Below are 24,710 nucleotides of genomic sequence, written 5' to 3'. Positions count from 1 at the left end.
CGTCAGGGCGCACCGACCACCTTGCCCGGATCGCCTTTCGGCGGCTGCGGATAGTGCAACCCGCGCTGACCGTTCAGATCGCGCCCCGGCCCGCCCGAGACCGGCTCGGCCTCCAGCCCCACAAGTTCGCCATCGCGGACCCAATCCAGATCCTCGCCGTAGAGCTCGGCGGCCAGAGCCGCCTTGAGGCGCGCCAGCGTCCCGGCATGCTCGGCCAGGGCTGACAGGTCCCGAACCTCGTCCGGATCGTTCTGCCGGTCGAAAAGTTGGAAACGATTGCCCGCCGGGTACCAGATCAGCTTCCAACGCCCGTCGGTCAGCATCCGCATCGCGGTCTGCCCTTCCAACGCCTCGCAATAGAGCGTCTCGCGCGACGCAGACAGAAGCGAGCGCCCGGTGCAGCTTTCCGGCACCGGCAGCCCCGCGAGGTCAAGCAGCGTCGGCATCACGTCGGCCATGCAGGCCAGCCGATCATCGACGCCCTGCGCCACCCTCTCGCATCCCTCGCGCCCCATCAGCAACATCGGCACGCCGACCGAGCCCGCCAGCATCACGCGTTTGGCAAAGAGCCCGTGATCGCCCAGCATGTCGCCGTGGTCACTGGTGAACAGGACCACCGTGTCATCCAGCATTTCTTGTTCGCGCAGCGTGCCGATCACCATCCGCAACTGGTGATCGATCAGCGTGCACTGCGCATGGAAGGCCCGGCGCACCTCAGCCAGCCGTTCGGCGGACAACTCGGGCCAAGAGCGCCGCACGCGGTCCAGCGCCGGGGGCAGATCCCCCGTCCAGTCGCCCTGCACCGCCGGGCGCATCTCGCGGCCTGCGTACATCGACAGATAAGACTGCGGCGGCACGATGGGCGGATGCGGGAAGTTGAAGGACAGGTACAGGAACTGAGGCCGCGTCGTGTCGCGCCGCTGAATCATCCGGCACATCTGCCGCGACTGCCAGACGGTAGGATGCATGTCCTCGGCCAGGTGCCAGGGCCGGACCTCGTAGCCGTTGTTCGACATGCCATGCGCATAACCCAGCCCGGCCTGCCCCCGGTCCGAGAGCCAGATCTCCCAGTCGTCCGGCCCGCCCAACTGCGGGCGGCCTTCCTCGAAGCTGACGACCTCCTCGAAACCGATCCGGTCGCGCGGCGGATAGACATGCAGCTTGCCGACCGCGCCGGTCTGATAGCCCGCGTCGCGGAACACTTGCGCAAGGTGCGGCAGATCGGGCTTCTCCAGCGCGGGCTGAAACACGCGGTCGCCATGCACGCGCGGAGAGGTTCCGGTCATCAGGCTACGCCGCGCGGGGATGCAGATCGGGCATTCGGAATGTGCGTTCGGAAACCGGGTGCCGTTCGCCGCGATCCGGTCCAGCGTCGGCGTGTCGATATCCTCGCGTCCCGCGCAGCCCAGAAGCGCGCCGGGCCACTGGTCGGCGGTCACCAGCAGAACGTTGGGTCGGCGCATTTGAAGTACCTCGCTAAACAGTCTTGCGCGATTAAGGCTTAACCCATAAGATAGAGCCCGCAAATACAAAACACATCATAAGTCATAAATTATGATAGACCTCGGGAGGACTGGACCGTGAAGAAACTACTGGGATTCGCCGCCGCAGCACTGATGACGACCGCAGGAACGGCGTCGGCCGAATGGCCCGAAAAACCGATCAAGCTTATCGTGCCGTTCAATGCCGGGGGCACCTCGGACCAGGTTGCCAGGACACTGCAAGCAGGGGCCGAGGAAAGCGGCGCGCTGTCGCAGCCGATCACCATCGTCAATGTTGGCGGCCATTACTCCATCGGCTCGCGTAGAGTGATGGAGGCCGAGCCTGACGGCTACAACTTCCTGATCATCCACATCGCGCTGATGGGCGGCGAAGGCACCGGCGCGCTCGATTTCGGCTGGCGCGACTTCGCCCCGGTCGCTGGCGCGGGCGAGTTCTGCCTGGCGCCGATGGTGCGCAAGGACAGCGGGATCGACTCGATCGAGCAGCTTCTGGCAAAGGCCAAGGACGAGCCGGACACGCTGATCTTCGGCGCCAACCTCGGCGCGATCAACCATATGGCCGGTCTCATGCTGCAAGAGCAGAACCCGGGCGCCAAGTTCCGCTTCGTCCAGATCGGCGGCGGCACGGCGAACTTCACTGCGCTCACCGGCGCCCAGACCAACGCAACGGTGCTGTCGGGAGCCGAGGTGGTGAACTTCACGCTGCTTCCTGACGGCTCCGAGAACCCCGAAGCACAGATCAAGCCGCTGGCCTACACCGGCGCCGAGCGGTTCAGTGCTCTGCCCGACCTGCCCACGATGCAGGAACTGGGCTATGACATGCAGTTCTGCGTAAAATCCTGGGTCTTCGCCCCCAAGGACACTCCGCAAGAAGCGATCGACGGGTTCGCCGCTGCGATGGAGGCTGCGACCAAGACCGAACGCTACCAGGAATTCCTGGAAAGCAAGGGGTTCGCCGACATCTTCCTGAGCGGCGAGGCGCTTCAGAAGGACCTCGAGGACACCTGGACCGCGATCGAGCCCATCGCCAAGCTCGCCGCGCAGAAGTGACGTGACCCGCGCCCGGCCTTCGGGCCGGGTGCCCGTTTTCCGGAATATACCGACATGGACCACCGCCCCCTGACCGAGATCGGGGTCTCTGCCCTCGTGGCCGGGATCTGCGCCGTGTTTTTCGTACAGGCCTCCCGCTTGCCCCCCGGCAGTTTCGAGCCCCTCGGCTCGGGCCCGGTACCGAAATGGACCGCCGCCATCGTCATCATGTGCTGCCTGGTTGTCATGGCCCGTGGCTTTCTGCGGCTGCGCGCGGCCGGCGGAGTCGCAGCCAGCGCCCGGGCCGAGTTCACCGGCGGACGCCCCGGCGGCGCAATCCTGATGCTGGCAGGCTCGCTGGCCTATGTCGCGCTCCTGCACCTCAAGGTGGCGAGCTTCGGCATCGTCACCTTCGTCTACCTCACATTGCTGATCTCGGCGCTGGAAGGCTTCCGGAGCAATGTCATCCTCGCGGCGGCGATCACCGCCGCTATCGCCTCGTTCGGCGCCGAATACCTCTTCACCGAGGTCTTCACCGTCGACTTGCCGGAATAAGGGCCTGACGCATGGACTTCGCCTCTCTCTTCGGTGCGATCGGGCAGATCTTCACGCCCTGGCCCTTCTTCATGCTGTTCATCGGCACGTCGCTGGGCATCATCGTCGGCGCGATCCCCGGTCTGACCGGCGCGATGCTCATCGCCCTGACGCTGCCACTTACCTTCTACATGGAGCCGTTCAACGCGGTTGTGCTGCTGGTCTCGATGTATGTCGGCGCGATCAGCGGCGGGCTGATCACCGCAACGCTGATGCGGATGCCGGGCACGCCCGCTTCGGTGATGACGACCTTCGACGGCTACCCGATGGCCCGCTCAGGCCGGCCCGGCCGGGCGCTGGGCCTCGGCATCACCGCGTCCTTCGTAGGCGGCCTGATCGCCTGGGGGGTGCTCTTCACCGTCACCAAGCCGCTGTCGATCCTGGCCACCAAGTTCGGCCCGTTCGAGTATTTCACCCTGATCATGATGGCGATGGTGCTGATCGCCTCGGTCAGCGAGGGATCGCTGGTCAAGGGGCTGATCTCGGGCCTGCTGGGGATGCTGGTCTCGATGCCCGGCGTGGACCCGGCGACGGGCATGCCGCGCCTGACCTTCGACTGGTACATGCTGAACGGCGGACTGCAGCTGCTTCCGGTGCTGATCGGCACCTTCGCGGTCAGCCAGATCATCAAGGACTGTCTGGAGATGGGCAACATCCCGGACAGGGCCGAGGTCAACAACCGCGGTGTGCTGATGGGCCTTCGGGACTTCAAGCGCCACGCAGTCAACATGATCCGCTCGTCCTTCATCGGCACCTGGATCGGCATCTTGCCCGGTATCGGCGCGTCCATCGGTTCGGTCGTCGCCTACACGATGGCCAAGAACGTTTCGGACCATCCCGAGGAATTCGGCCGCGGCTCCGAGGAAGGCATCATCGCCTCCGAGGCCGCCAACAACGCGACCGTCAGCGGCGCACTGATCCCGCTGATCGCGATGGGCATTCCGGGCAGCGTGATCGACGCGATCCTGATCGGGGCGCTCACGATCCACTCGATCCAGCCGGGGCCGACGCTGTTCCTGACCAACGGCGACATCGTCTGGGGAATGATCGCCGCGGCGCTGATCGCCAACATCCTGATGTGGATGCTGATGACCTCGTCGGTGCGCTATATCGCGAACCTGATCTACCTGCCCCGCAGCTTCGTGCTGCCGGTGGTGATGATGTTCTGCGTCATCGGCTCCTACGCGTTGAACAACACGATGTTCGACGTCTGGGTGATGCTGATGTTCGGCGTGATCGGCTTCCTGCTCGAGCGAGCGAAGATCCCGCTGGGCCCGTTCGTGATCGGCTTCGTGCTGGCGCCGCTGGCCGAGCAGAAACTGCGCTCGGGTCTGATGATGACCGCCGGGGACATCTCGCCGATCTGGACGCGGCCCTTCCCGCTGGCCTTCACGATCATCGCGATCCTGCTGCTGGTCTGGCCGATCGTCAGCGACTATCGCCGCAAGAAGCGTGCCGCATGAGGTCGATCCTCGTCCTCTTCGACTCGCTCAACGCGCGGGCGCTGTCCTGCTACGGCGGGGCGGTGCCGACACCGAATTTCGACCGTCTGGCGGCCCGGACTACAGTGTTCGACACGCACTACGTCGGCTCGATGCCCTGCATGCCCGCAAGGCGCGACCTTCAGACCGGGCGGTTGAACTTCCTGCATAGAAGCTGGGGGCCACTGGAGCCGTTCGACGTCACCCTCACCGGACTGATGCAGCAGACCGGCATCCACAGCCACCTCGTCACCGACCACTACCACTATTTCGAGGCGGGCGGCGCGACCTACCACACCGCCTTCACGACCTGGGATTTCGTCCGCGGGCAAGAGGCAGACCCCTGGGCCTTCCAACCCCCAGACCTGCCCCGGCTGGAACAGGAAACTCACCCGCACCAATTCGAAGCCCACCGCAACGGCTATCGCCTGCAAGGCGCATTGAACCGCGAGTGGATCCTGTCGGAACAAGCCTATCCCTGCACGCGGACCTTCGACGGCGCGCTGGACTTCCTCGACGCGAACCGCGAGGCCGATGACTGGTTCCTGCAGATCGAGACATTCGATCCCCACGAGCCCTTTCTCGCCCCGCCCGAGATCCGCGAGCACTTCCAGGCCAGCTATGACGGCCCGACCCTCGACTGGCCCCGGTACCAGCGCTCCGGCGCGCTCAACCCGGCCGAGGAGGACGAACTGCGCGCGAACTACACCGCCCTCGTCGCCCATTGCGATGCTCAACTGGGGCGGCTGCTGGACCGGATGGACGCGCAGGACCTCTGGGACGATACCGCACTGATCGTGACCACCGACCACGGCTTCCTGCTGGGCGAGCATGACTGGTGGGGCAAGAACCGGATGCCGTTCTGGGACGAGATCGCCCGCATCCCGCTGTTCTTCCACGCCCCCGGCCACGCACGCCCTGCGCGCTGCGCCGCACTGACGCAGACGATGGACCTAATGCCGACGCTGCTGGAACTGCACGGGATCGAGGCCCCCGAGACGGTGCTCGGGCGGAGCATATTGCCTGCGCTTGAGGGCGGGACGGTCCGCGACCTGGCGCTCTACGGCATCTTCGGCGGCGCGCTGAACGCGACCGACGGGCGGCACAGCTGCTTCCTCCACCCGCCGGGGATGGAGGACGCGCCGCTGAATGAGTACACGCTGATGCCGCAGCACGCGGTCACGCCCTTCACGCCCGAGGAACTGGGCGGCGCGGCCCTGCACGATGGCTTCGGCTTCACTGTCATGCCGGTCCTGAAGATCCCCGCCCTGCCGACCGCCAAGCGCCCGCCGATGCAGGGCGGCGGGATCGAGAACACCGGCACGGCGCTCCATGATCTGCGCAGCGATCCCGGCCAGTTGCGGCCCTTCCGGGACCCGCAGATCGAGGCCGATTTCGCCGATGCGATTATCACCGAGATGCGCCGCCATGAAGCGCCCCCCGAATTATACGAGAGATTTCAGCTGGAGAGCATTTGATGGACACATCCCCGCGATTTCCCGCCATCGAGCTACCACACCTTGCGAAGGTACCGCTGCCCGACTTCGCCGAGGTTCGCATCCGGCAGCCGGATCCTGCGCCACTCGCCGACGTGCCCGCCGCCGTCCGCGCCGCGCTCGACACGCAATCTGAACAGTTCGACCTGCCCCCCGGCGCCTCGGTCGCGGTGGCGGTCGGCAGTCGCGGCATCGCCGGGATCGACATCGTCGCCCGTACCGCGGTCGACTGGCTGAAGGCGCGCGGGTTGGCCCCGTTCATCGTGCCCGGCATGGGCTCGCACGGGGGCGGTACCGCCGAGGGTCAGGCCGAGGTCCTCGCCAACCTCGGCATCACCGACGAGAGCATGGGATGCCCGGTCCGCGCGACGATGGAGACGGCTCAATACGGGAAGATCGAGGGTGGCTTCACCTGCCATTTCGACGCCAACGCCGCCGGTGCCGACGGCGTTCTGGTCATCAACCGCGTCAAGGCGCATACCAGCTTCGACCGCCCCGTCGAAAGCGGTCTCAGCAAGATGCTGGCCGTCGGCCTCGGCAAGGCGGAAGGCGCGCGTCAGGTCCACATGGTAGGCCCGCGTGGCCTGGCCGAGACCCTGCCACGACTAGCCGCCCGCATCGTCGAGCGCGCGCCCCTTTGCGCGGGTCTGGCGCTGGTCGAAACCGCCGACAAGCACCTGCACCACATCGAGGCCGTCGCCCCGCGGGACTTCGCCGAGACCGACGCCCGCCTGCTGACGATGGCCAAGGCCGCGATGGCCCGCCTGCCCTTCGCGCAGCTGGACGGGCTGATCGTCGAAGAGGTCGGCAAGGATGTCTCGGGTGCCGGGATCGACCCGGCGATCTCTGGCCGGACAGACATTCGCGGCGTCGAAAACCCGGCCGAGCCATTCATCCACAAGATCGTCGTGCTGGGCCTGAGCGCCCGCACCGGCGGCAACGGGCTGGGCGTCGGCATGGGCGACTACATCCCCCGCGCGCTGGCCGAGAGCCTCGATCTCAAGGCGATGTACATGAATGCCGTTTCGGCAACGATCCTGGAAAAGGCGTTCATCCCCATCGTCCTGCCCGACGAGATCACCTGCGTCCGCGCGCTCGCCGCCACCTGCTGGGCCGACGGGCCGCCGCGCCTTGCACAGATCCGGTCGTCCGCCCAACTCGGCACCATCCGCGTGACCGCACCGCTGCTGGAAGAGTTGCGCAGTCGCGACCTGCTGCTTTCCGAGACCCCGCTCGCACCGCTTGCCTTCGACGCTGGACGCCTCGCGCGGATCGGCGCGGCATGACCGCACGCGCGAAGAACCTGCTGTTCATCTTCTCGGACCAGCATGCCCAGCGCGTTGCGGGCTGCTACGGCGATCCGCATGTCCGCACCCCCGCGCTCGACCGGCTGGCGGCATCCGGCGTGCGGATGGACAACGCCTATTGTCCCTCGCCGATCTGTGTGCCCAGCCGCATGTCCATGCTCACAGCGCGACACCCGCACCGTCAGCAGTGCTGGACCAATGACGACCATCTTGCCAGCGACATCCCGACATGGCTCCATGCCCTCGGTGCCGCCGGCTTCCGGCCGGAACTGGTGGGGCGGCTGCACAGTATGGGCCCCGACCAGATGCACGGCTATGTCGCGCGGCAGGTGGGCGAGCACAGCCCGAACTGGGCCGGTATCCCGCGCCATGACATGGGGCCGCTCGACCAAGCCAACGAGCCGACCCCCGAAAGCGTCGCCGCCTGCGGCGCGGGACAGTCCGCCTATGAACTGAAGGACCGCGACGTGACCGAGGCGGCGCTGGCCACGCTCGACCGCATCGCCTCCGAGGGCGCGCCGTTCTGCCTGACCGTCGGCCTGATGTTGCCCCATGCGCCCTATGTCGCCGCGCAGCGCTGGATCGATCACTACCTGACCCGCCTGCCCCCGCCCGAGATCCCGGCGGGCGCCTCCGATCACCCCTGGATCGCCTGGTGGCGCGCCAACCGGGGCATCGAGGCCCTGCCCGAGCGAAAATCCCGGCTCGCCCGCGCCGCGTACTGGGGGCTGGTCTCGGCAATGGACGAGATGATCGGCCGGATTCTCGACCGGCTGCGCCTCCACGGGCTCGATCGCGACACGCTGGTGGTCTACGCCTCGGACCACGGCGATCATGTGGGCGAGCGCGGGCTCTGGTGGAAGCACACGCTCTTCGACGAAAGCGCCAAGGTGCCGATGATCCTGTCGCTTCCGGGCGTCCTGCCCGAGAACACCGCCCGCCCCGAGGTTGTCAGCCTGGTCGACCTCAGCCAGACGATGATCGACGCGCTTGGCGGCAAGACCCTGCCCAATGCCGATGGCAGCAGCTTCTGGCCCGTGCTGACCGGAAGCGCGCAACGCTGGGACAACACGATTTTCTGCGAGTACTGCACCGACGCCGTACCGCCCTGGACCGGAGGCCGCGCCGTGCAGCATCGCATGGTCCGCCAGGGCCGCTGGAAGCTGCACGTCTACGCCGGGGATCCACCGCTGCTGTTCGACCTCGACACCGACCCGCAGGAGCGCACCGACCTGTCGCGAGACGCCGACCACGCGGACGTGCTCAAACGCCTGATGGCGCTGGCGCTCGACGGCTGGGACCCGGTACTGATCGCTCGGCGCATGCGAGAGCGCCGCGCCGACAAGGACGTGCTTGCGGCCTGGGCTGGCTCTGTCCGCCCTGAAAGCACATACATCTGGCCCCTGCGCCCCGACATGAACCGACTGGACGAGACTTGATGACGACCATTGCCCGCGCCGAGATCCTGCATTTCAGGCATCGCGTCGACCCTCCGATCCCGACCACCATGGGCCCAGTGACCAACCGCCCCGCCCTTCTGATCCGTCTTGAGGACAGCGAGGGCGCCGAGGGCTGGGGCGAGGTCTGGTGCAATTTCCCGCCCGATGGCGACCTGCACCGCGCCCGGCTGGCCGCGAACCTGCTGCCCGCGGTATTGCCCGAGCTGACCTCGGAAACGAAGGAACCCGCCGCGTTGATCCGCAAGCGCCTGCACCGCGTGGCCCTGCAGGCGGGCGAGCCCGGCCCGGTCAGCCAGATCGCCGCCGGGGTCGATATCGCGCTTCTGGACCTGCGCGCCAGGCGGCAGGGCATGCCGCTGGCGACGCTGCTGGGCGGGACGCCCCGCGCCGTGCCGGGCTATGCCAGCGGCCTCTCGCCCGTGCTGTGGGAAGAACAATTCGCCCGCATGACCGCGCTCGGCCATGTGCGTTTCAAGCTGCGCATCGGCTTCGGTCCCGGCGACGGACTCGACCAGGCCGAGGCGCTGCACGCCGCGCTGCCCAAAGGCAAGCGCATGATGGTCGATGCCAACCAGGCCTGGGACTACGAGACCGCCCGCAAGCGGCTTGACCGGCTCGGTGATCTGGATCCGCTCTGGCTCGAGGAGCCGATGCCCGTCGATGCCCCGGCCAGCGACTGGGCGCGGCTGGCGCAGGCCGCGCCGATGCGCCTTGCGGGGGGCGAGAACATGGGCACCCGCGCCCAGTTCGACGCGGCCGTCGAGGGCGGCGCGCTTGGCGTGATCCAGCCCGACATCTGCAAATGGGGCGGCCTTTCGGGCACCCTGCCTGTCGCCCGCGCAGCCGAGGCCGCGGGCCTGACCTACTGTCCGCATTTCCTGGGCGGCGGCGTCGGCCTGATCGCCTCGGCCCACCTGCTGGCGGCGGTCGGCGGCGACGGCCTTCTGGAAATCGACGGATCCGAGAACCCGCTGCTCGAGGTGCTCTCGGGCCGGGGCCTCGGTCTCGACGACGGGCTGTTCACCCTGCCCGAGGGGCCGGGCCTCGGCTACATCCCGGACACCGGCGCGGTATCTGACCTGCTGGTCTCGCGCCAGGAGGTGCTGCCGTGGACGTGACGGCCCTGCGCCTCGATCCAGGCGACAACGTCGTCTGCCTGCTGCGCGCCCACGAAGGCGGCGAGCGCGCCGTGCTGGAGGACGGGTCCGCGATCGCCCTCATCGGTCCTGCCCCACTTGGCCACAAGGTCGCGGCGATACCGATCGCCGAAGGCGCACCGGTCATCAAGTACGGCGCCCTCATCGGCCACGCGACCCGGCCCATCGCCGCCGGAGAGCATGTCCACCTGCACAACCTCGCCGGGGATGGGCCATGAGCCTGCCAGAGCTCTTTCACGGATACCCCCGCGCCACGGGCCGCGCGGGCGTGCGCAACCACCTGCTGATCCTCTCGGCCTGCAGCCTGAACCGGCCGCATGCGCGGAAACTGGCGGCGTCGCTGCCCGAGGCGGTGCTTCTGGCCAGCGCCTGCGGGCGTGGGCAGGTGGGCGCAGACCGGGATTTCCACGACTCGGTGCTGCGTCAGATGGCAGGTCACCCGAACACCGGCGCGGTGCTTGTGCTTGCCCCTGACAAAGGCCTGCGCGAGACCTTCCAGGCCGCCGCCGAAGCCGCTGGCCGCCCCGTCGCCGGTTTCTCGCTGCAAGAGGCCGGAGAGGACGCCGAGGCGATGCTCTCGGACGCCGTCGACGCGGGCCGCGCGCTACTGCGCGACCTCTCCGAACAGACGCGCCAACCCTGCCCGGTCTCCGACCTCGTACTGGCGGTAGAATGCGGCCATTCCGACGCCTCCTCGGGGATGGTGGCCAACCCGCTCGCAGGCGATCTGTGCGATGCACTGATCGCGGCGGGTGGCGCGGCGCTCTTCTCGGAGACTATCGAATGGCTCGGCGCCGAGCACGTCCTCGCGCCCCGCTGCGCCGCACCCGAAACCGAGGCTCGGCTACGCGCCTTCCTTGCCGCGCGGCAAGCCCACGCGCGCGCGCAGGGAAAGGACCTGCGCCTCGGCAATCCCGGCCCGCAGAACCACGACGGCGGCATCACGACGCTGGAAGAGAAATCCCTCGGCGCGATCCGCAAGGGCGGCACGAGCCCGATCATGGGCGCGCTCGACCAAGGCGCGCCGATCCCCGGACCCGGGCTCTACCTGATGGACACCCCCGCACTGTCGCCGGAATCGATCACCTCGATGGTCGCGGGCGGAGCGCAACTCGTCTGTTTCACCACCGGTCATGGCAACCCCTATGGCAGCGCCCTCGCCCCGACGCTAAAGATGTCGGCAAACCCCGAGACCGTGCGGCGTCTGCCGCGGCAGATCGACTTCGACGCCTCGCCCGCCTTCACCGGCGCGCGCCCGCGCACCGAGCTGCTGCCGGACCTCGCCGCGCGGCTTCTCCAGATCTGCGAGGGCGCGCCGACATGGGCCGAGACGACCGAGGAATGCGACGAAGTGATCAGCCGGCTGGGTCCGTCGATTTGACGACGCCGCGGCGTCACATCCACCTGACCCCGGTGGGCGGGATCGCTGGCGACATGTTTGCCGCCGCGATGCTCGATGCCCTGCCGGAACTGCGCGCACCGGTACTGGAGGCCGTCGCCGCCGTGCTGCCCGAGGATGGCGGCGCGGCGCTGGAACCGGCGGTCTCGCACGGGCTGACCGGCAGCCGTTTCGCTGTGCGCCTGCCCGCCGACAAGGCTCCGCGCCACTACCCGCAGATGACCGAGCTGATCGACCGTGCGGACCTGGACGCTGCCACGAAGGAGCACGCCAGCACGATGCTCCGCCGCCTGGCCGAAGCCGAGGCGACGGTCCACGGCGTGCCGCTCGAGAAGGTGCATTTCCACGAGATCGCCGACTGGGACACGCTTGCCGACCTGACCGCAGCGGGCCGGATCATCGCCGCCCTCGAGGGGGCCGGCTGGTCCCTCGCCCCGCTGCCACTGGGCGGCGGACAGGTGAAGACCCAGCACGGCCCCCTGCCAATCCCCGCGCCGGCCACCGCCCGCCTGCTGACCGGCCTGCCGGTCCATGACGACGGCGTGGGCGGCGAACGCGTCACCCCCACCGGCGCCTGCATCGCCGCGCATCTTCACGCGCTCGGCACCGTGTCGCCCTGCGCCGGGACGCTCACCGCCACCGGCTACGGCGCGGGCACAAAGGATCTGCCCGGCATGGCCAACGTTCTGGCCGTGCGCATAGTCACAGCCGAGCCGCAGCAGTCCGACGACACCGTATCGGTCATCGAGTTCGACGTTGACGACATGACAGGTGAAGAGATCGCCACCGCCGTCGACCGCCTGCGCGCCTTTTCCGGCGTGGTCGACCTGACCACCGCCGCGCTCACCGGCAAGAAGGGCCGCCCCGCAACCGGCTTCCGCCTGCTTGCCCGGCCGGGCCACGAGACCGAGGTGGCCGAGCACTGCTTCGCCCAGACCTCGACCATCGGTCTGCGCCTGCGGTCCGAGCGCCGCATGGTTCTGCCCCGCGCGGCGCAGGGCGAAGCACCGCGCGTCAAGCAGGTCACGCGCCCTGGCGGCACGCAGACCCGCAAGGCCGAGGCTGACGACCTGACCGGCACGACGCTGGCCGAGCGGCGCGCGCAAGCACGCGGGGTCGAGCAATGAGCGCCCTCGAAAGCCTGCGGGCCGCCCTCGCCCCCCACGAGGGCATGACCATTGCCGTCAGCGGTGGCATCGACAGCATGGTGCTTGCCCATGTCGCCCACGTAGTACTACCCGGCGCGCGAATGGCCCACGCCGTCTCGCCCGCCGTTCCACCCGCCGCGACCGAGCGCGTCCGCGCCCACGCGGCGCGCGAGGGCTGGCGGCTGGATCTCGTCGACGCCGGAGAGTTCGGCGATCCGCGCTATCGCGAGAACCCGGCGAACCGCTGCTATTTCTGCAAGCTGAATCTCTATTCCACCGTTGCCGCACTGGCGGACGGCCCCGTCGCCTCGGGCACCAATGCCGACGATCTGGGCGACTTCCGCCCCGGCCTTCAGGCTGCTGAGGAATATCGGGTCATCCACCCCTACGTCGACGCCGGACTGGGCAAGGCCGACATCTACGCATTGGCGCGCGAGCTCGACCTTACGGACCTCGCCGAGCTGCCCGCGCAGCCCTGCCTCGCCAGCCGCGTCGAAACCGGGATCCGCATCGCCGCCGAGGACCTCGACTTCGTCGACCGGGTCGAAGGCGCCATGCACGCCCGTCTCGGCACCGGGGCCGTCCTGCGCTGCCGGATCACGCATGCCGGGGTCATCGTGGAACTGGACGAAAGCGCGCTCGATAGCGCGCCAGGTCGGGATGCCGTGGCAGAGGCGCAGAGCCTCGCTCGCACCGCAGCCCGGCCCTTCCTTGGCGCACGCGCCTACCGCCGCGGCGCGGCCTTCCTGCGGGGGGCGGCGCAATGACCGATCACCGCATGGACTGGCAGCGCGAGGCGCGCACCGGCACCGCCGAAGCCGTGCTCTGCGCCACCAAGACCGACGCCCAGATCGCCGCGATCCTGGAGACAGCCCGCGCCGGGAACCGCCGCCTGCTGCTGACCCGCCTCGCCCCCGAGCGGCTGGCCGCCCTGCCGCAGGCCGAGGGGCTGGACTATGATCCGCTCGGCCAGACCGCCGTGCTGGGCGGCCTGACCCCGGCCACCGAAGGCATCGGCATCGTCGCCGCCGGGACCTCGGATCTCGGCATCGCGACTGAAGCCGCGCGGACGCTGGCCTTCCACGGCTATGACGCACCGATCCTCGCGGATGTCGGTGTCGCGGGCCTCTGGCGCCTACTGGAACAGGTCGAGACCTTGCGCCAGCACCGCATCCTGATCGCCGTCGCAGGGATGGAGGGCGCGCTGTTCAGCGTTCTGACCGGCCTTGTTTCGGCGCCGGTGATCGCGGTGCCCGCACCGCACGGCTACGGCGTCAGCGCCGAGGGCCGGCTGGCGCTCGACTCGGCGCTCGGCTCCTGCGCGCAGGGGCTGACGGTGGTGAACATCGGCAACGGCTTCGGCGCGGCCTGCGCCGCCATCCGAATGATGAAACTGGCGGGCGGCTGAAGCGCCCGGAAACGGAGGACTTATGACCCTGAAGGAACTCGGCATCACGGTGATGCCTGAATACATCCAGTCCGACGGGGTCGAACCAGTCCTCTCCAATATCGCGGATCTCGCCCGCGCCACCAGCGTCACCACCTCGCCCTATGTGGTCGCGCAATCCGCCGAGGGCACCGGCCACCGCGAGCCGCCGATCGACGGCGGCAAGGGGAAGGGACGGCTGCTGGACCGCCCACTCTGGGGCAGCCGCGAGGTCTGGATGACCACCTCGCCCAGCTTCACCCCCGACCCGTCGCTCTACGAGGGCCTGCCTTATCAGCCCCCCGCCCCCGACGCCCTGACCGAGGCCGAGGGTGGCCGCGTCGGCGCCTTTCTCGACGCGGCCGAAGCGCGCGGCCTCGAGACCTGGATCCAGATACAAGCCGCGATCCCGCCGTGTCACCGTGTGCAATTCGGCGGCCCCGCGCCCGGCGATGAATGCCTGATGCCGAATGGCCAGCCCTTCGCCGCCCGCGTCGACAAGAACGCATCGCTGGCCGCGCCCGACCTGCGCGCCTATGTCCGCGCCTTCACCGCCGACCTCTGCCGCGCCTACCCTCAGGCCGGAGGCTTCAAGTTCGACTGGCCGGAGTATCCCGCCTACCACTTCGACGCGCTGTTCTTCGACTTCAACCCGCACGCCGCCCGCTTCGCCGCGCCCCTCGGCCTCGACTTCGAGGCGCTACGGCGCGGTACCCAGGAACTGATCGACACCATCGCCTCGGGCAGCATCCGCGAGACACGGATCGACGCCTCCTGCCTGCAAGGCTTCCGCGAGACCCTGTGCGCCGCGTTCCCCGTGGCGGGCGACCTTCTGGCCTTCCGCGCCGCCATCGTCGAGGACTATGCCGGCTTCCTGCGCGAAGCCGTCGACGAGGCCAGCGGCGGTACCAAGAAGCTGTTCCTGCAATGCTTCCCTCCGCCGCTGAACATCGCGACCGGCTTCGACCTCTCCCGTGCCGGGGCGCAGGCCGACAAGGTGGGCGTGAAGCTCTACACGATGCACTGGCCGATGATCGAGGCGGACATGCTCGCGGCGCTGACCGACCGCGCGGGCCTTGCGCCACAGGCGGTTGTCCGGGCCCTCTCGCGCATTCTCGCTCTCGCCCCGGAGACCGCGCGCACGCCCGACGACATCCGCTATCCTGAGCCGAACGAGCAGCATCCCTGCACCAGCGCGGACCTTACCGCCAAGATGCGCGCCGCCCGCGCCGAGCTGCCTCCGGGCACCGGGCTTTGTGGGATCACCCACGGCTACGGCCCGCTGGACGATGTCCTGCGCCGATTCCGCGCCGTGGCCGAGGGGACAGACGGCGCGGTGCACGTCAACCGCTACTGCTACCTCTCGGACGAGAAGCTCGCCGCCATCGGCACGCTCTCGGCCGAGAAACAGGTGCAACCCGCGCCGGCATAAACCACCGATTCACCAGTTGCTGGCAAACGGGTCGCATGACGCTCGACGCGCTCTTCACCCATGTCGCCGACCGCAGCCGGGAGGCCATAGCCATCGCCAGGGCCGACCCCTCGGATGGTGCGGTGATGCATTTCATCTGGTGCAACCCGGCCTTCACCCGGCTGACCGGCTTTGCTCAGTCGGAGCTGGAAGGTTGCCGCGCCAGCGTGCTGGCCGGACCGGACGTCGATCAGGGCGAGCACCTGAAGATCATCGAGAAGCTGATGGGCTGGGAGTATTTCTCGGTCGAGCTGCGCAACAACTCCAAGGACGGGCGGCCGCACTGGCAGCGGATGACCTGGGCCCCGATCCGCTTGGGCGACGAGGGCAGCTGGTGGATCTGCTACATCGCCGACATCACGCGCGAGAAGACGGCCGAGCAGGTGCGCACGGCCTCGCCCCGCGCGGATCTGCCCACGCACCCGCAACAGGCGGCGATCGACCACATGCACCACGGCTATGCCCTGTTCGACGCCGACCTGAAGCTCAGCGCCGCGAATGCCGCCTTCCGCCTGACCTTTGGCCTGAAGCCCGAGCAAGCGCCGCCGGGGGCGACCTTCAGCGACCTGCTGAAAGCCTCGGTTGCGACGGGCGATCTGGCCGAGGCGGAGCAGGCAGGCGACGCCTGGGTCGCCGACCGGATCGCCCGGCTGCAACGGCTGGGCAAGCCCTATGACATCGCCATGCGCGACGGCCGCGTGATCCAGGTCCACCACGGCGCCGGGGGAGACGGCATGCTCAGCCTCCTTGCCATCGACGCAACGGAAGAGCGCGAGCGGCAGAAAACCCTCTTCCGCAGCGCCGAAACCGCGCAACGTTCAGCCCGCGCGCTCGAGGAACAGAACCTCGCCCTGCGCGAAGCCAAGGAACAGGTCGAGAAGGCCGCCCTGACCGACCCGCTGACCGGGCTCGCGAACCGGCGGCACCTGAACCAGGTCCTGTCGCAGCGCCTGCGCGATCTGCGCCTGCGCGAGCGGCCCTTCGCAGCGCTGCTGATCGACCTCGACCGGTTCAAGCTGGTCAACGACACACTCGGCCACGAGGCGGGGGACGAGTTGCTGGTCCATGTCGCCTCGATCCTGCAATCCCACACAAGGGAAGAGGATTTCGTCGCCCGTATGGGCGGGGACGAATTCGCGATCCTGACCAACCTCACCCGCAGCGCGGTCGATGTCAGCCGTATGGCCGACGGTATCCTCGAGGCGGCGACCGCGCCCTTCCGCCACCGCGGCCATTCGATCAGCTTCGGCGCCAGCATCGGCGTCGCCCTCGCCACCACCGGCATGGAAGAGCCCGAGCGCATCCTCGCAAACGCCGACATGGCGCTCTACCGCGCCAAGGCGGCGGGCCGCGCGCGCTGGTCCTTCTTCACCGAGGACATGCATCGCACAGCGCTGCGCACCCAGCACACCGCGACCGAACTGCTCCACGCCTGCGAAGAGGACCAGTTCGTCGTCCACTACCAACCCCAGGTCGACGCCCGCAGTCACACGCTGACCGGGGTCGAAGCGCTGGTGCGCTGGGACCACCCCGAGCGCGGACTGATGTACCCAGACCAGTTCCTCGACGTGGCCGAGGGGCTGGGCCTGGTGAAGGAAATCGACCGCATCGTCTTCAGGCACGTCGCCCGCGACATGCGCGCCTGGCAGGCGCAGGGGCTGGCGATGCCCAAGGTCGCGGTCAACGTCTCGGCCAACCGGCTGCAAGACCCGGCGCTGGTGCACGACATCCGCGCCTCGGGGGTGGACCCGTCGCGCTTCTGCATCGAGATCCTCGAGTCGATCTACCTTGACGACACCAACGACATCGTCCGCTGGACCTGCGACCAGCTGAGCGAGATGGGCACCCGCATCGCGATCGACGATTTCGGCACCGGCCACGCCTCGATCCAGGGGCTGCTGAGCCTCTCGCCCGATATCCTCAAGATCGACCGCAGCTTCATTTCGCCGATCCTGGACGAGATGACCAAGGCGACGCTGGCCCACGCCATCGTGCAGATCGGCCAGTGCCTCGACATCGAGGTGATCGCCGAGGGGGTCGAGACCCTGGACCACGCCCGCCGCGCCGCGGAACTCGGCTGCGACATCCTGCAGGGTTACGCCTTTGGCCGCCCGATGGACGCCGAGGCACTGCTGGCCCATGTCGGCCATCGAAGCGCCCCTGCCGGGCTACCGTCCCGGTAGGCGTAGCCTTAGTGCAACTCGACGATCCTGCACCTGCGCAGATCGAACGGGTGCCAAAGTCCCGCCTCATCCAGCTTCCGCGCCAGGCGGCCGCTGACGAAGAAGCAGTCCCTAAGCGTTTCCTCCATCCACAGATCCACGCCGGATCGAGCCGTAGCGCGCAGCGCCATTTCGCCGTCTTTCGCGGCCATGGGAGGACGCCATTGCCGTTTCGAGCCATCACGGTGAATTCTATCCGACGCTTCCGGTACGAAGGTGTCCTTCCGCTCCCTAAACGCGATGCAGAAATAGGTGCCCGGCACACGCGTCTCGCGATCGGGCTGAAGGACCGTCACCGGATAGAGTTCGCTCGATCCGATATCGACCGTCGCGAGCACATCGACCACTCGATGCGACACAATCCGGGCGCTGGCATCGAAGAAGTCCGGCATTGTGCCTTTCACGGGATCGTCGGGATACTCGGCCCAGACCACCTTCGGAAACTCCTCGGGACCTCCGGCCTCCCCGCGCTCGTTCCGCCCACACATCTCGGCATAGGACTGCTCGTCCGCCTCGCTCATCTCGTTGGTGAACGAAAGCGCATCGCCCCGCATGAAGCGGTCACTCATCCAGACGTCATCGTCGTTCATCATCACTAAATTCATCGTCGTTCATCATCACTAAATTCCTTTTCAAATCCGAGTGCTGGCTGGACCAACTTCTAGTGCAACTCGACGATCCTGCACCTGCGCAGATCGAACGGGTGCCACAGTCCCGCCTCATCCAGCTTCCGCGCCAGGCGGCCGCTGACGAAGAAGCAGTCCCTAAGCGTTTCCTCCATCCACAGATCCACGCCGGATCGAGCCGTAGCGCGCAACGCCATTTCGCCGTCTTTCGCGGCAATGGGAGGACGCCATTGCCGCTTCGAGCCGTCACGGTGAATTCTGTCCGACGCTTCCGGTACGAAGGTGTCCTTCCGCTCCCGGAACGCGATGCAGAAGTAGGTGCCTGGGACACGCGTCTCCCGATCGGGCTGAAGGACCGTCACCGGATAGAGTTCGGTCGCGCCGATATCGACCGTTGCGAGCACGTCGGCCACACGATGCGACACGATCCGCGCGCTGGCGTTGAAGAAGTCCGGCATTGCGCCCTTCACCGGTGCGTCCGGATACTTTGCCCAGACCGCCTTGGGAAACTCCTCGGGACCTCCGGCGTGCCCGCGCATGTTTCGCCTGTACATTTCGGCATAGGACTGCGCGTCCGCCTCGCTCATCTCGTTGGTGAACGAGAGCGCATTGCCCCGCATGAAGCGGTAGCTCATCCAGACGTCGTCGTCGTTCATCGGCCTGAAATCCCCTGAACCAATCCATCCCGCGGCCAAACTCTGCCGCCTCAAACTATTCCGCCCTACCCTACCCATTGGGCGCGACCCGAAAAAGATATATGTCCGAAAGACATGCGCATTTCGCGGGAGGCCCCGGACCGTCCCCATGACCCAAGAGCAAGGCTTTCTCTTCGCGCTTTTCGGCGTGATCTTCGCGCTCCTGATCTGGGGCCGGGTGCGCTATGACCTCGTCGCTTTCGCGGGGCTGATCGTCGCCGCAGTCGCCGGGCTGATCCCGCAGGAGCAGGTGTTCTCTGGCTTCGGGCACCCGGCGGTCGTCATCATCGCGCTGGTGCTGATCGTCAGCCGGGGCCTGCAGAACTCCGGCGTGATCGAGATGGCCGCCACCCGCCTGATCTCGGCGGACCGGCCGATGCCCGCACATATCGGCATCATGGCCTCGGCGGGCGCGGGACTGTCGGCGATCATCAACAACGTGGCCGCTCTGGCGCTGCTGATGCCGCTGGATATCGAGGCGGCGAAGAAGGCCGGGCGCACCGTGGGCCGCACGCTGATGCCGCTGTCCTTCGGCACGATCCTCGGCGGCATGGTCACGCTGATCGGAACGCCGCCCAATATCGTCATCGCCCAATACCGCGAGGACGCGCTGGGCGATCCGTTCACCATGTTCGACTTCTCGCCCGTGGGCCTTGCCGTGGCACTGGCGGGCATCGTCTATGTCGCGCTTCTGGGCTGGCGATTGCTGCCCGCCCGGGTCGGCATGCAGATCGACGCCGAGGAGTTCGCCAGCAACATCTACGTGGCCGAGCTGCGCATCGGGGAGGGCTCCGAGAACGAGGGCAAGCGGCTGGGCGATTTCTATCCCATCGCCGACGAGCACGACATCAACCTGATCGGCCTTGCCCGAAAGGGCCGCCGCCTGCCCGGCTTCTCAAGGTTGCAGCGGATCCAGGCCGGCGATTTCCTGGTGGTCGAGGGCGCGCCAGAGGCCATCGAGGCGTTCATGGCCAAGGCGGATCTCGACTTTGCCGGCTCCGAGAAGCACGAGGGCGGCGTGACGGGTGGCAACCTCACGCTCTCCGAGGCGATCGTGCCAGAGGGCGCGCGGATCTCGGGCCGCACCGCGCGGGGTCTGAGCCTGCTGATGCGCCACTCGGTCACCCTGCTCGGCGTCGGCCGCAACGGCCAGCGCTTCCGCGAACGTGTGCGCCTTCTGACGATCCGCCCCGGCGACGTGCTGCTGCTGCTGGGCACACCCGAGCGGCTGTCGGCGGCGATGAACTGGCTGGGCGTTCTGCCGCTGGAAGGCCGCCAGACCGGGTTCGTGCAGCGCCGCAAGGCTCCGCTCGCCATTGGCGCGTTCGCCCTCGCCATCGCGCTCTCGGCGCTGGGACTAGTCTATCTGCCCGTGGCGCTGGCCGCCTGCGCGGCCTTCTACGGCGCCATTGGTCTTATCGGCGGGAACGAGGTCTACGACGCCGTCGAATGGAAGGTGATCGTGCTGCTCGCCAGCCTGATCCCGCTGGGCGTCGCTTTCGAGGAGACCGGCGGCGCGCAGCTGGTCGCGGGGGCGATCCTCGAACTGACCGGCAGCGCCCCGGCCTGGGTGACGCTGCTGGCGCTGATGGTCGTCACCATGACCTTGTCCGACTTTCTGAACAATGTCGCGACCGCGCTGATCGCGGCCCCTGTCGCCGTCCAGATCGCGAACGCGACCCAGACCAATCCCGACCCCTACCTGATGGGCGTGGCGGTCGCGGCCTCCTGCGCGTTCCTCACGCCCATCGGGCACAAGAACAACACGATCATCATGGGCCCCGGCGGCTACCGGTTCGGGGATTACTGGCGCGTTGGCCTGCCGCTGGAAATTCTGGTCCTCGCCGTCGGCATCCCGGCGATCCTGACCTTCCGGCCGTTGTAAGGCTGCGCCGACAAAGGGTGGAGACAACTTCCCCTTGATCCGCGCCGCGGCCTCGGCCATCCCTGAGGCCTATTGACCCGAAGGCCCGAGCATTGACCGAGTTCCGTTTCCTGCACACCGCCGACCTGCATCTCGGCAAGCGCTTCTCGACCCTGCCGGACGAGGCCCTGCGCGGCCGACTGGCCGAGGCGCGGCACGGCGCCCTTGCCCGTCTGGCGCAAGCCGCGCGGGATCACGGAGCGGCACATATCCTGGTCGCCGGCGACATCTTCGATACCGAAACCCCTTCGGACCCGGTCTGGCGGCAGGCACTTTCGGCCATGGGCGCGGACCCGACGCTGACCTGGTGGCTTTTGCCCGGGAACCACGACAGCCTCGCCGCCGAGGCGCTCTGGTCCCGCGTCGCGGACCAGGCCCCTGCCAATGTCGGCCTGCTGCGCGATCCCGAGCCGGTGGAGCTTGCCCCCGGTGTCCGGCTGCTGCCTGCCCCTGCCACGCGCCGCTATCCGGGGCGCGATCTGACCGAATGGTTCGCCACCGACGACAGCCAGCCTGAGGCACTGCGGATCGGCCTTGCCCACGGCGCGGTACAAGAGTTCGGCGAGGAGGACACTCGCGACACGATCCCGCCGGACCGCGCACGCACCGCGCGGCTGGATTACCTGGCGCTGGGCGACTGGCACGGCATGGTCGAGGTCGGCCCGCGCACCTTCTATCCCGGCGCGCCCGAGCGCGACGGCTACAAGCACCAGGGTCGCGGGCTCGCGCTCGCCGTCACCCTGACCCGGCCCGGAGAGCCGCCGACCGTCGCCCCGGTCGAGATCGGCAGCTTCGACTGGCAGGATCTGCCGCTGCCTCTCACCCCCGGCCAGAACGCGGCTCAGGCCCTGCGCGCACTGCTGCCCAGCGACGCCGCCGCCCGCCGCGACACGCTGCTGCGGATCCGCGCCACCGGGCGCGCGACGCTGGCTGACCAGGCCGCACTGAGCGATGCGGCCGAGGCCGCCGCGCCCGAGTTCGCACAGTTCCTGCTGGATACGTCGGCGCTCGCGACCGAGTATCAGGCCGACGATCTCGACAGCATCGACCGCGCGGGCGCGCTGCGTATGGCCGCCGACGAACTGCTGGCCGAGGCGCGCGAAGAGAACCGCTCCGCCGAGGACCGCGCCGTGGCTGCCGCCGCTCTCAATAGGCTCTACGGCTATGTCCGCGAGGACCGGTCATGAAGCTCCGCGCGATCCGCCTGAACGATGTCCGCCGCTTCACCGACCCGGTGCGGATCGACGGCATCGGCCCCGGTCTCAACGTGCTGGCCGCGCCGAACGAGCACGGCAAGTCCACGGTCTTCGACGCGGTGCAGGCGCTGTTCACCATCCAGCACCGCTCCAAGGCCGCCGACGTGAAATCCCTCCGCCCCCATGCGGGCGGCGCGCCCGAAGTCGAGGTGGAGCTGGACCTGCCCGAGGGCCGGTTCACAGTTACCAAGCGCTGGTTTTCGCGTCCGATGGCCGAGGTCCGGCAGGGCGGCCGCCTGATCGCCCAGGCCGACGAGGCCGAGGCCTGGATCACGCGCATTGCCGGCACCGACGATCCGGCCAGCCCGGCGGGGCTGCTCTGGGTGCGTCAGGGCCTGACCACGCTGGGCGATGGCAAGGACACCGAGGCCGCGCGGCGGGGGCTTCTCTCCTCTGTCGGGCACGAGGTCGAGGCGATGACCGGCGGCGCCCGCATGGACGAGGCCCTCAAGCGTTGCCGCGAGGAGCTGGAGCAGTACCAGTCCGCCTCGGGCCGTGCCGCGCGCGGGCCGCTGAAGGACGCCGAAGACCGGATCGCTGCGCTGACGCCCCGGGTCGCCGAACTCGAGACCCGCGCCCGAAACCTGCGCGACGATCTCGACCGCCGCCGCGCGGTGCTGCGCGAGATCTCGGAGCTTTCCGCCCCCGAGGAAACCGCCGCCCGCGCCAAGCGGCTTTCGGATGCCGAGGCCGCGCACAGCGCCGCCGCCGCCCATGCCGACGCGGTCGCAACCGCGCGCACCGCCGAGGATACGGCCCGGCTGAAACATGACGCCGCCGTGCAGCGGCTCGAAGCCCTGCGCAAGACCCGTGCCGAGCTGACCGCCGCTGCCACGGCCCTTGCGCATGCCGAAGCTCAGCACAAGGATCTGGCCGGATCCGCCCAGAAGGCCGATGCCGCGCTTGCCACCGCGCAAAAGGCTGCCGACAGCGCCCGCGTCATCGCGCGCAACGCCGCCGCCCTGCTCCGCCGCGCCGAACAGGCCGAACGCGCGCAGGGCCAAGCCGAGCGCCGTGCACAATTGCAGGAAGTTCTGACCCGCGCGGTGGACATACAGAACCAGCGCGACGCGCATGCCGCCGCCGCGAAAGTCGGACCGGATACCAAGGCCATCGACCGGTTGGACGACCTCGCGCGCCAGGTCGCGCTGCACCGCGCCGCGCAGGCCTCGCAAACGCTCGGCGTCACCATGCGCTACGCCCCCGGCGCGGCGCAGATCCTGCACGACGGCCAACCGCTGTCCGAAGCGGAACGCATGGCCCTGCCCCAGGGTGGCACGCTCGATCTGCCGGGGCTAGGCCAGCTGACGATCCACCCCGGCCAGATCGCTGCCGCCGACGACCTGCCGAAAGCCGAGGCCGCGCTGGCCGAAGCCCTGCGCGTGCTGGGCGCCGAGACCATCGACGAGGCCCGCGCCGCGGCCCGCGCGCGCACCGAGGCCGAGACCCGCCGCCGCGAGGCGCAGGCGCAGCTTGCGGCGCTGGCGCCCGACGGTCTGGATGTACTCCGCACCCAGCTTGCCGCCCTGCCCGAGCCCGTCGCTCCGGCCCCGGACCTGCCCGATACGCAGGACGCCCAGAAAGCCGCTGAGGAAGCACAAGCAGCCGCCGAGGCAACCGAAACCGCGCTCGACGACGCCCGCCGGACCGCCGAGCGTGAGCGCACCGCCGCCACCCGCGCCGCCGCCGCGCTGGAAAGCGCCCAGCAGCGCCAGCAGCGCGCGGCGCAGGACCTTGAAGGCACTGATCCAGAAACCGCCGAGGCGGATCTGGACCGCACCCGTGCCGCTTGTGCCGAGGCGCTGGAAAAGGCCAAGGCCGAACATCAGCGCCTGGCCGAGCAGGCCCCGGACCTCGCCGCCGCCAGGGCCGCGCTCGACCGCGCCCGCGCGGTGGTCGAACAGGCGAAGTCCCGGCAGGCCGACCTGCGGACAGAACGCGAGAAGCTCGACACCCGCATCGACCTCCTGGCAGGTGAGGCGGTCGAAGAGGAACTCGCCGACCTGCGCGCGCGGCTTCAGGCCGCCGAGGAGGACGCCGCCCGCTGCCGTTTCGAAGTGGCACTTCTGCGCCGCCTGCAAACCGCGCTCGAAGCCGCCCGCAAGGAGGCGCGCGACCAGCATTTCGCCCCCGTGATGCAGGAACTCGTTCCGCTGCTGCGCCTGCTCTGGCCCGAAGCCGAACTGCGCATGGACGACGCGGTCTTGCCCTCGGCGCTGGTGCGCGCCGGGACCGAAGAGGAATACGAAACGCTCTCTGGCGGCACCCGCGAACAGATCGCGCTGATGGTGCGCCTTGCCTTCGCACGGATGCTGGCCGCGCGCGGTCGCCATGCGCCGGTGATCCTCGACGACGCGCTGGTCTATACGGACGACGACCGGATCGAGGCGATGTTCGACGCGCTGCATCGGCAGGCAGCGGACATCCAGATCATCGTGCTCAGTTGCCGCCAAAGGGCGTTCCGCGACCTTGGCGGAACCGCGCTGGAGTTGCTAAGCGCACCGGATTGACCCCGTC

Annotated in this window: 20 protein-coding genes; 17 read left to right on the top strand and 3 right to left on the bottom strand. The window is 68.6% G+C overall.

What is annotated here, in order from left to right:
- Positions 1 to 2: 2 nt before the first annotated feature.
- Positions 3 to 1,463, bottom strand: coding sequence for a sulfatase-like hydrolase/transferase (locus tag ACW9UR_RS04605; RefSeq protein WP_458915738.1), 1,461 nt, complete (start codon positions 1,461 to 1,463; stop codon positions 3 to 5).
- Between the two features lie 117 nt (positions 1,464 to 1,580).
- On the opposite strand from ACW9UR_RS04605, the gene ACW9UR_RS04600 reads away from it, so the two are divergent.
- The 14 genes from ACW9UR_RS04600 to ACW9UR_RS04535 are packed head-to-tail and all read left to right on the top strand — an operon-like array spanning position 1,581 to position 17,653.
- Positions 1,581 to 2,552: a tripartite tricarboxylate transporter substrate binding protein gene (locus ACW9UR_RS04600; RefSeq protein ID WP_458915737.1), complete on the top strand. Its 972-nt coding sequence runs from the start codon at positions 1,581 to 1,583 to the stop codon at positions 2,550 to 2,552.
- A 54-nt stretch (positions 2,553 to 2,606) separates the two neighbouring features.
- Positions 2,607 to 3,086, top strand: coding sequence for a tripartite tricarboxylate transporter TctB family protein (locus ACW9UR_RS04595; protein WP_458915736.1), 480 nt, complete (start codon positions 2,607 to 2,609; stop codon positions 3,084 to 3,086).
- An 11-nt stretch (positions 3,087 to 3,097) separates the two neighbouring features.
- A complete protein-coding gene (locus ACW9UR_RS04590; protein WP_458915735.1) occupies positions 3,098 to 4,588 on the top strand; it encodes a tripartite tricarboxylate transporter permease in 1,491 nt (496 codons plus the stop codon).
- Positions 4,585 to 6,084 (top strand): sulfatase, encoded by a 1,500-nt coding sequence (locus tag ACW9UR_RS04585; RefSeq protein ID WP_458915734.1) that lies wholly within the window; start codon positions 4,585 to 4,587, stop codon positions 6,082 to 6,084. Before ACW9UR_RS04590 ends, ACW9UR_RS04585 begins: the two co-directional genes overlap by 4 nt.
- Complete coding sequence (locus tag ACW9UR_RS04580; protein WP_458915733.1) at positions 6,084 to 7,388, top strand: nickel pincer cofactor-dependent isomerase, group 22; 1,305 nt, start codon at positions 6,084 to 6,086, stop codon at positions 7,386 to 7,388. Before ACW9UR_RS04585 ends, ACW9UR_RS04580 begins: the two co-directional genes overlap by 1 nt.
- Positions 7,385 to 8,848 (top strand): sulfatase-like hydrolase/transferase, encoded by a 1,464-nt coding sequence (locus tag ACW9UR_RS04575; RefSeq protein ID WP_458915732.1) that lies wholly within the window; start codon positions 7,385 to 7,387, stop codon positions 8,846 to 8,848. The genes ACW9UR_RS04580 and ACW9UR_RS04575 overlap by 4 nt, the downstream gene beginning before the upstream one ends.
- Positions 8,848 to 9,987, top strand: coding sequence for a mandelate racemase/muconate lactonizing enzyme family protein (locus ACW9UR_RS04570; RefSeq protein ID WP_458915731.1), 1,140 nt, complete (start codon positions 8,848 to 8,850; stop codon positions 9,985 to 9,987). Before ACW9UR_RS04575 ends, ACW9UR_RS04570 begins: the two co-directional genes overlap by 1 nt.
- A complete protein-coding gene (locus tag ACW9UR_RS04565; protein ID WP_458915730.1) occupies positions 9,978 to 10,244 on the top strand; it encodes a UxaA family hydrolase in 267 nt (88 codons plus the stop codon). Before ACW9UR_RS04570 ends, ACW9UR_RS04565 begins: the two co-directional genes overlap by 10 nt.
- Entirely contained in the window at positions 10,241 to 11,407 is a 1,167-nt protein-coding gene (locus ACW9UR_RS04560) for a UxaA family hydrolase (protein WP_458915729.1), read from the top strand. Before ACW9UR_RS04565 ends, ACW9UR_RS04560 begins: the two co-directional genes overlap by 4 nt.
- Entirely contained in the window at positions 11,404 to 12,552 is a 1,149-nt protein-coding gene (gene larC, locus ACW9UR_RS04555) for a nickel pincer cofactor biosynthesis protein LarC (protein WP_458915728.1), read from the top strand. The genes ACW9UR_RS04560 and larC overlap by 4 nt, the downstream gene beginning before the upstream one ends.
- A complete protein-coding gene (gene larE / locus ACW9UR_RS04550; protein ID WP_458915727.1) occupies positions 12,549 to 13,340 on the top strand; it encodes an ATP-dependent sacrificial sulfur transferase LarE in 792 nt (263 codons plus the stop codon). Before larC ends, larE begins: the two co-directional genes overlap by 4 nt.
- The gene (gene larB / locus ACW9UR_RS04545) at positions 13,337 to 13,981 is read left to right on the top strand and encodes a nickel pincer cofactor biosynthesis protein LarB (RefSeq protein WP_458915726.1); all 645 of its coding nucleotides are present in this window, start codon (positions 13,337 to 13,339) and stop codon (positions 13,979 to 13,981) included. The genes larE and larB overlap by 4 nt, the downstream gene beginning before the upstream one ends.
- Before the next feature lie 22 nt (positions 13,982 to 14,003).
- Positions 14,004 to 15,431 carry a hypothetical protein gene (locus ACW9UR_RS04540; RefSeq protein WP_458915725.1) on the top strand — a complete coding sequence of 476 codons (1,428 nt, stop codon included), beginning with the start codon at positions 14,004 to 14,006 and terminating at the stop codon, positions 15,429 to 15,431.
- A 35-nt stretch (positions 15,432 to 15,466) separates the two neighbouring features.
- Entirely contained in the window at positions 15,467 to 17,653 is a 2,187-nt protein-coding gene (locus ACW9UR_RS04535; protein ID WP_458915724.1) for a putative bifunctional diguanylate cyclase/phosphodiesterase, read from the top strand.
- 8 nt (positions 17,654 to 17,661) lie between these two features.
- On the opposite strand, the gene ACW9UR_RS04530 is transcribed toward ACW9UR_RS04535, so the two are convergent.
- Both ACW9UR_RS04530 and ACW9UR_RS04525 read right to left on the bottom strand, forming a co-directional pair.
- Entirely contained in the window at positions 17,662 to 18,285 is a 624-nt protein-coding gene (locus ACW9UR_RS04530; protein ID WP_458915723.1) for an imm11 family protein, read from the bottom strand.
- A 68-nt stretch (positions 18,286 to 18,353) separates the two neighbouring features.
- A complete protein-coding gene (locus tag ACW9UR_RS04525; RefSeq protein WP_458915722.1) occupies positions 18,354 to 18,974 on the bottom strand; it encodes an imm11 family protein in 621 nt (206 codons plus the stop codon).
- Positions 18,975 to 19,122: 148 nt separating this feature from the next.
- On the opposite strand from ACW9UR_RS04525, the gene ACW9UR_RS04520 reads away from it, so the two are divergent.
- The 3 genes from ACW9UR_RS04520 to ACW9UR_RS04510 all read left to right on the top strand — a co-directional run bounded on the left by ACW9UR_RS04520 (position 19,123) and on the right by ACW9UR_RS04510 (position 24,703).
- Positions 19,123 to 20,898: an SLC13 family permease gene (locus ACW9UR_RS04520; RefSeq protein ID WP_458915721.1), complete on the top strand. Its 1,776-nt coding sequence runs from the start codon at positions 19,123 to 19,125 to the stop codon at positions 20,896 to 20,898.
- Between the two features lie 92 nt (positions 20,899 to 20,990).
- Positions 20,991 to 22,124, top strand: coding sequence for a metallophosphoesterase family protein (locus ACW9UR_RS04515; RefSeq protein WP_458915720.1), 1,134 nt, complete (start codon positions 20,991 to 20,993; stop codon positions 22,122 to 22,124).
- Positions 22,121 to 24,703: an AAA family ATPase gene (locus ACW9UR_RS04510; protein ID WP_458915719.1), complete on the top strand. Its 2,583-nt coding sequence runs from the start codon at positions 22,121 to 22,123 to the stop codon at positions 24,701 to 24,703. Before ACW9UR_RS04515 ends, ACW9UR_RS04510 begins: the two co-directional genes overlap by 4 nt.
- Positions 24,704 to 24,710: the final 7 nt, after the last annotated feature.

This window comes from Halovulum sp. GXIMD14794 (assembly GCF_054457455.1).
Note: the sequence above shows the minus strand (reverse complement) of the source record. Positions and strands in the feature narration are given on the sequence as shown.

What these genes read in the sequence shown, in the direction of transcription:
- ACW9UR_RS04520 (WP_458915721.1), top strand. Translation starts at nt 19,123, where the DNA reads ATGACCCAAGAGCAAGGCTTTCTCTTCGCGCTTTTCGGCGTGATCTTC.
- ACW9UR_RS04525 (WP_458915722.1), bottom strand. Translation starts at nt 18,974, where the DNA reads ATGAACGACGACGACGTCTGGATGAGCTACCGCTTCATGCGGGGCAAT.
- ACW9UR_RS04585 (WP_458915734.1), top strand. Translation starts at nt 4,585, where the DNA reads ATGAGGTCGATCCTCGTCCTCTTCGACTCGCTCAACGCGCGGGCGCTG.
- larE (WP_458915727.1), top strand. Translation starts at nt 12,549, where the DNA reads ATGAGCGCCCTCGAAAGCCTGCGGGCCGCCCTCGCCCCCCACGAGGGC.
- ACW9UR_RS04580 (WP_458915733.1), top strand. Translation starts at nt 6,084, where the DNA reads ATGGACACATCCCCGCGATTTCCCGCCATCGAGCTACCACACCTTGCG.
- ACW9UR_RS04570 (WP_458915731.1), top strand. Translation starts at nt 8,848, where the DNA reads ATGACGACCATTGCCCGCGCCGAGATCCTGCATTTCAGGCATCGCGTC.
- ACW9UR_RS04590 (WP_458915735.1), top strand. Translation starts at nt 3,098, where the DNA reads ATGGACTTCGCCTCTCTCTTCGGTGCGATCGGGCAGATCTTCACGCCC.
- ACW9UR_RS04605 (WP_458915738.1), bottom strand. Translation starts at nt 1,463, where the DNA reads ATGCGCCGACCCAACGTTCTGCTGGTGACCGCCGACCAGTGGCCCGGC.
- ACW9UR_RS04560 (WP_458915729.1), top strand. Translation starts at nt 10,241, where the DNA reads ATGAGCCTGCCAGAGCTCTTTCACGGATACCCCCGCGCCACGGGCCGC.
- ACW9UR_RS04595 (WP_458915736.1), top strand. Translation starts at nt 2,607, where the DNA reads ATGGACCACCGCCCCCTGACCGAGATCGGGGTCTCTGCCCTCGTGGCC.
- ACW9UR_RS04540 (WP_458915725.1), top strand. Translation starts at nt 14,004, where the DNA reads ATGACCCTGAAGGAACTCGGCATCACGGTGATGCCTGAATACATCCAG.
- ACW9UR_RS04575 (WP_458915732.1), top strand. Translation starts at nt 7,385, where the DNA reads ATGACCGCACGCGCGAAGAACCTGCTGTTCATCTTCTCGGACCAGCAT.
- larB (WP_458915726.1), top strand. Translation starts at nt 13,337, where the DNA reads ATGACCGATCACCGCATGGACTGGCAGCGCGAGGCGCGCACCGGCACC.
- ACW9UR_RS04535 (WP_458915724.1), top strand. Translation starts at nt 15,467, where the DNA reads ATGACGCTCGACGCGCTCTTCACCCATGTCGCCGACCGCAGCCGGGAG.
- ACW9UR_RS04510 (WP_458915719.1), top strand. Translation starts at nt 22,121, where the DNA reads ATGAAGCTCCGCGCGATCCGCCTGAACGATGTCCGCCGCTTCACCGAC.
- ACW9UR_RS04530 (WP_458915723.1), bottom strand. Translation starts at nt 18,285, where the DNA reads ATGATGAACGACGATGACGTCTGGATGAGTGACCGCTTCATGCGGGGC.